4 protein-coding genes are annotated in these 6241 nt (G+C 34.8%); all 4 read left to right on the top strand.

What is annotated here, in order from left to right; all coding sequences use genetic code 11:
* Positions 1-1060: LamG domain-containing protein (locus J4418_05080; protein ID MBS3113428.1), on the top strand; the 1060-nt coding region annotated here is incomplete at its 5' end.
* The gene (locus tag J4418_05075; GenBank protein ID MBS3113427.1) at positions 1023-2198 is read left to right on the top strand and encodes a hypothetical protein; all 1176 of its coding nucleotides are present in this window, start codon (positions 1023-1025) and stop codon (positions 2196-2198) included. The genes J4418_05080 and J4418_05075, both read left to right, overlap by 38 nt.
* Before the next feature lie 2 nt (positions 2199-2200).
* Positions 2201-4675: a hypothetical protein gene (locus tag J4418_05070; protein MBS3113426.1), complete on the top strand. Its 2475-nt coding sequence runs from the start codon at positions 2201-2203 to the stop codon at positions 4673-4675.
* Between the two features lie 103 nt (positions 4676-4778).
* A complete protein-coding gene (locus J4418_05065) occupies positions 4779-6155 on the top strand; it encodes a hypothetical protein (protein ID MBS3113425.1) in 1377 nt (458 codons plus the stop codon).
* The last annotated feature ends 86 nt before the right edge of the window (positions 6156-6241 follow it).

The raw sequence follows: 6241 nt of genomic DNA, 5'->3' as shown, positions 1-6241 counted from the left end.
TACCATTAATAATTTAACGAGCAATTATTACGGCGTTGGAACAAACTTAACTTTCGGAGTAACTCCATATGATGGTTATGAATACGGCACGCAAGTAAACTCAACAACTATAAACGTGACAGTTGCGGCAAATATTGTTCCAGTAGCATCCAATGTCAATATAACTCCTGCAACTGTGACATCAATAACACCTGAAGTTGGCGGAACCTGGACATACACAGACAGCAACGGCAACCCGGAAAACGCAACTGTATATGAATGGTATATTAACGGGACAAGAGCGTTAAAAGATGGTTTAGTCAGTTATTGGAAATTTGATAACGATGCAAAAGATTCACAGGGGTCTAATCATGGAAAGTCAGAGAATAAAGTAACTAATATCACAGGTAAAATTAAAAATGGATATTTGTTTGAATCCGCAAACTCGGGCGGTGTTAAACTTAATAATAGGAATGGTCTTGACATAACAACATTTAGTATAGGAATGTGGTTAAAACCTAATTTAACAACTGATAATTCTGTTTTCTTTTCAAATTTTAGAGACTTGGGGAGTTTTGGGGGATGGGCTGTAGGTATGGATAGAGGTTTATTAGGTTGTGGACTCAATGATGTTTGTTTATTTACATCTGCAAATACTGGAACAAATTATCAATATACTAATTATACTTATGATTTTCCGAATAATTCATGGTCGCATTTAATTATAACATATCAAAATTCAGATAAAAATGTTAGTTTTTATATTAATGGAAACTTAAAAGCATCTAAAATTGCGACTTATGCAATTACGATGGGCGCAGAAATTGGGACAGCAATCGGTAATTATAGTACTGCGGTATTTGATGGTATATTAGATGAGGTCATGCTTTGGAACCGAACATTAACAGCGCAAGAAATTGGAGATTTATATAATATGACCTTTTATGGACAGATTGACAGTACAGGCGCAAACCATACCATTAATAATATAACAAGCAGATATTTTAACTTGAGGACAAACTTAACTTTCGGGGTTACGCCGTATGATGGTTATGAATGTAGCAGGACCAGCTTTTACTGATAATAACACTAATTTCACAACATTAAAACGGTATGAAGACGGTTTGTTTAACATCTCTATTTCAGATGTAAGTTTAATCAGCGGTTATTACCTGGAATACAACTGCGGCGACGGGATTTTAAGGAATGATACATTTACGGCAGTTGGCGCTACGGCAATAGATGTTTCAAATAACATTACAGCCTGCAGTTCTAGGGGAAACTTGATTTACTGGAGATATTATGCAAATGATAGCCGGGGCAATTGGGGGGCATCAACGCAATGGAATTTAAACATAACTAACAGCCTGCCAAAAATTAGCAAAGTAAGGTTCACTGACACAGTTACTTCATTTGGAACCTGTCCAAGTTGCACGCTAAATCCTGTATCTGGTTCAAATATAACATTTGCAGTATTGATTAATGCAACAGATATTGACCAAGATTGCACTGATGATGCTTATGGGGAGCTTAATTTATATTTATGTATCAATCAATCATCATACCAAGGTTGTTCATCTACAGCTTATAATTACACTTACAATGTTGACAGTATTTCAAAAGTAAATAATGATTGTTTATTCCAATTTAGCGCAAACAAGACAAAAGATACTTTACAATTCTTCCATCCCGCAAATACTTACAGGTATCATATTAATTTGACAGATCATGATGAGAGAAATCCATCTGACGCTGCAATGAACAATACTTGGACATTTGGAAGCTTAACTTCAGTAAATTACCCGACTTCCGTAATATTAGGAGGCGCAACAATTAAATTAGGCCAATGGAGTTCAGGTAATAATGAATATGTTATGACAAATTATGGTAATACGGTTGTATCGGCACTATGGAATGCAACCGATCTTGTAAGAGCTGCATCAGCATTAAACTGGACCCCTGACGGCACAGATTTCCAGATTGATGATGATAACTTGCAGTCCTCAGAAGCATCGGGCTTAATCGCTCCAGTATATCTTTCAGCAAATGAAAGTTCATTTAACTATACTACAGGTTTAGACATTTGCGTAAGTAAAAATTGTAATAGCGCAGCATACAACGAAACGCTCCCTACATACTATCATATTATGCCGCCAGTTGGTTTAGAAGCAGGCACATATGCAGATATAATCACTTACAGAATATTCACGGTAAATTAAAAATGAATTCAACAAATAAACGGATGGCGAAGATTTTTATAATTATATATTTATTCATCCTATTTTCAAATGCAGTGTCGGCCGCAAAAGTTGATATTACTTTTACTACTGGCACGGCGAATACTGCGCCATCTGACCCTTTAAGAATCACTCTGCAGGATGGTTTTGAAAATACTGAACAATGCTTCGGAGGACAAAGTTGGGACGTATATACCGACGATAATAATCTGACTACGCATATGTTAAACGCATCTTTAATTTGGGGGAAAGGGACCGATGCCCAAGGCGATACAATTAAAACGTTTATTTGCGTAACCAATATTTATGCTAATCTTCAAACATTAACAAAACAAAATGAGTCGAATAACACTAAATGCAGCGTAATTAATGCATGGTCTGAGGCTAGTTCAATCGAAGATAATACCACGGGTATAATATTAAATCAAAACTTTACTGTATTAAATATAACATATAATGGAACTCATAATGATTATTATGGGGCGATGATGAGTTGGGACAACACTGCAGGAGCAAATAACCGTTCTGAGATAACATATTTTAATTTTACAATACTTAATCGTCCGCCGCAATCAGCTGCTAGTTTTGCGCCGTCATCTACTCATGACACTACTCCGGATATAAGCTGGACTGCAGCATATGATCCAGAAGACGGGACTGGCGCGGATTTATGTCCGAAAGATTCATTAACTTATAACATCCAAATAGGAGACATGGCATCAGGTCAAACAAGCAGGTTAAATGTTAATATTACAACAAATTCATATACTTGGTCGGCAACAGCTTTAGATTATAATTTCACTTTAGGCAGTGGCAGCACAATCAGAGATTATTATTTCAGGATCAATGCTACTGACAATCTAATTGGAACAATTCAAAGTAAATATGACGGTAAATTTACGCTGAGAAATGATATTCCCAGTGTTGCTTCAAATTTAAAATTGAATAATACCGCTGGTTTGCTGCATTCACACAGTCCGGGCCCAAGAACAGACTGGTCATCAGCTACTGATACAGATGCCGGAGATTTAATAACATATAATATTTCAGTCAGCACTATTGGCGCAACCGGTCCATACAATTTAGTTGCTAATCATTTAACTGCAAGCACGCAGAATTTTACATTTTTTGATGCAAGAATTCCATGGGGCAATATATTAAATGACGGAAATTGGACAAATAAAACGGTTTATATCAGAATGTTTGCTTATGATGATAAACAATTAAATTTAAGTGAAGGCGCATACGATATAATAGTCCAATTAACTAACAGTATTCCGGATATTCCTGCAAATTTTAACACTACAGCAACCCATGATCAAACACCTAATGTGGCATGGGCAGCTGCAACAGATGCGGATGGAGATAAGATAACTTATAAACTCAAGGTTGGTTCAACAAATTACGGGGACAGAAATTATGAGGACAGTTCACAAATAAATATTTATGAAACAATAGATGCAGCTATACCTTGGGGTTCAGATGGTCAAGAGACCGGCTGGAATAATAATACTGTTTATGTTAGTTTACAAGCAGTAGATAGTTTCAATCTTAATATATCTCAAGGTTATTTAAATCAAACAATGCAGCTTACGGATTATATGCCAAATATTATCCATGTAAATATGACTGATACTACGACCTCATATGGCGCCTGTACTGAATCTGTTTGTACATTTAATCCGTTATCATATACAAACATAAGCTTAGCGGTAGAAATGACTATTAGAGATATTGATAATGATTGCGGAACAAATCATCCAACTTTATACTTATGTCTAAATTCAACATCCAATCAGAAATGCAATACTGCCAATAATGTAAATTTCTCATGGAAAGTTGAAACAGGCGCAATTTCAGGAGAAAATTGTATTTGGAGATTCGGTTCAAATTTAACTGCAGTGAACAGCACTCCTCCGTTTTTTATCCCTGCTGGAAATTATAAATTTAATGTTAATGCTCCGGGCGGTTATGGCAGTTCAAGAGGAAATGATAATGAAGCTAATGGCACCTGGTCTTATGGAACTTTATCTTCTGTTAATTACACATCCTCCATTATTTTGGGGGGTGGTACAGTATATCTTGGGATTTGGAATTTTGGAACAAATGAATATATTATGAAAAATGTTGGAAATAATGTATTGGATATTAGATGGAATACGACGTATCTCGGATTAGCCGACGCAAATTTTAATTGGACACCTGATGGAACTGATTATTTAATCGACGATGATAATTCACAGTCTGCAGAAGGTTCCAGTTTAATCAGTCCAGTATATTTGACAGAGAATGATTCTTACTTTAACCATTCCACTGGCTTGGAAATCTGCACAGCATTTGATTGCAATAATTCCGCAGTAAACGAAACCATGCCAACATATTTTCATATTAAACCTCCTTTAGGCTTACTGCCGGGAGTATATTCCGGTACATTAACGTACAATGTCGAAACACACTAAGAATAAGAAAGGAAAGAGAAAAATAAATGAAATAGTCTGGGTTAATCAGATTTTTTATAGATTTGCGTGCTTGTTAATGTTGGTGTTGTTAATCAGCATCATAATGAATCTTCAACAAGAAAATCTGACATTTCAACCTGAAATAACCGGAAGTTATGCAATTGATATCACTGGAAATCTTATATTGGAGATTTCAGGAAGTTCGGTTGCAAATACACAACTTAATGTAACAAATGATTCAATTAATGCCCCGCCAATATTAGTTGCAAATATTCCAAATATAACCTTTGAAGAAGATACCAATACATCATTAAATCTTTCAGCATATTTTACAAATCCGCTGGGTAATGGACTTAACTATACTTTTACGCCTATAGCAAATCTTACAGTCTCTTTAAATAATGCGACTGGAAATGTTACTTTTATTCCTGAAATAAATTTCAGGGGAATAAGGCACATAACTTTTACAGCATACAACTCAAAAAGTAATACGACAAGCAACAATATTACATTAAACGTTTCAGCTTCTTACAATATAACCATGAACAATTTTGATGGAACTAGCACAAGAATGGACACATATGCAAATGCGCAGTTGCAGAATATGGCTGATGTTATCCTTGAAATGACCTCTTATGGGGAGATTCATTTTACTGAATCCGTAACAATACAAAGAGATATTAATATTGATAAATTAGTCCGGATGTCATCTAATTCAATTTTAATGCAAACAGAAATAGTTCTGGAATTAAATAAAACTGCTATTTTGACAATGTATGGGGTAAGTTTTACAGATCCGCAAATTTTAATTGATGGGGCTATTTGTTCTGCAAGTATTTGCCAGGAAGTAAATTATTCAGGTGCAACTTATGTGTTTGAAACACCATTCATGGCCAATTATACTTTAAGGGAAACTCCAGTTACTTCAACCCCTGCGCCAACTCCAGTTTCTGCAGGCGGCGGGGAAGGCGGTGGTGGAGGCGGTGGTGGGGCTGCTATCTCAGAACCAGACTTATTCGAACTAAATATTTCGACTCTCAGTGTTACAATGCGGCAAGGAGAAAATAAAAGAGAAAAATTTACTATAATTAACACAGGTGATAAATTTCTGGATTTTGTAATCGATACTGCTTCACTTGGTAAATTTATAGAATTGAGCCAATATAACCTTACATTGCCACCCCAAGCTTCAGAAACAATTGAAATTACTTTTTTTATTAGTCCAAATAAAGAACCAAAAATTCATAAAGATATGATTAAGGTAACAGCAGATAGAAGAACTAAATCTATAGCAGTTACATTAGATATTAGGAAGAAAGGGGCAATTGTTATCGATACAGATATTGAAGATGCGGGATTAAAACCTGAATTTGAACTTCCCGGATTAATATTTGATATTAGATATACATTATTGATAATAATCATCATTTTACTTTTAGTATTATTACTTTTTATATTATTTAGAGAAAGAAAAAAATAAATTATTTATTTAAAATATAAAAAGACATATAACTAAAAAAGATATGTTTATCATAAAATGATAAATATAAATATTATAAAAAGATA

The sequence above is a fragment of the Candidatus Woesearchaeota archaeon genome (assembly GCA_018303425.1).
GTDB lineage: Archaea > Nanobdellota > Nanobdellia > Woesearchaeales > JAGVYF01 > JAGVYF01.
This window is presented reverse-complemented; position numbering and strand designations above follow the sequence as displayed.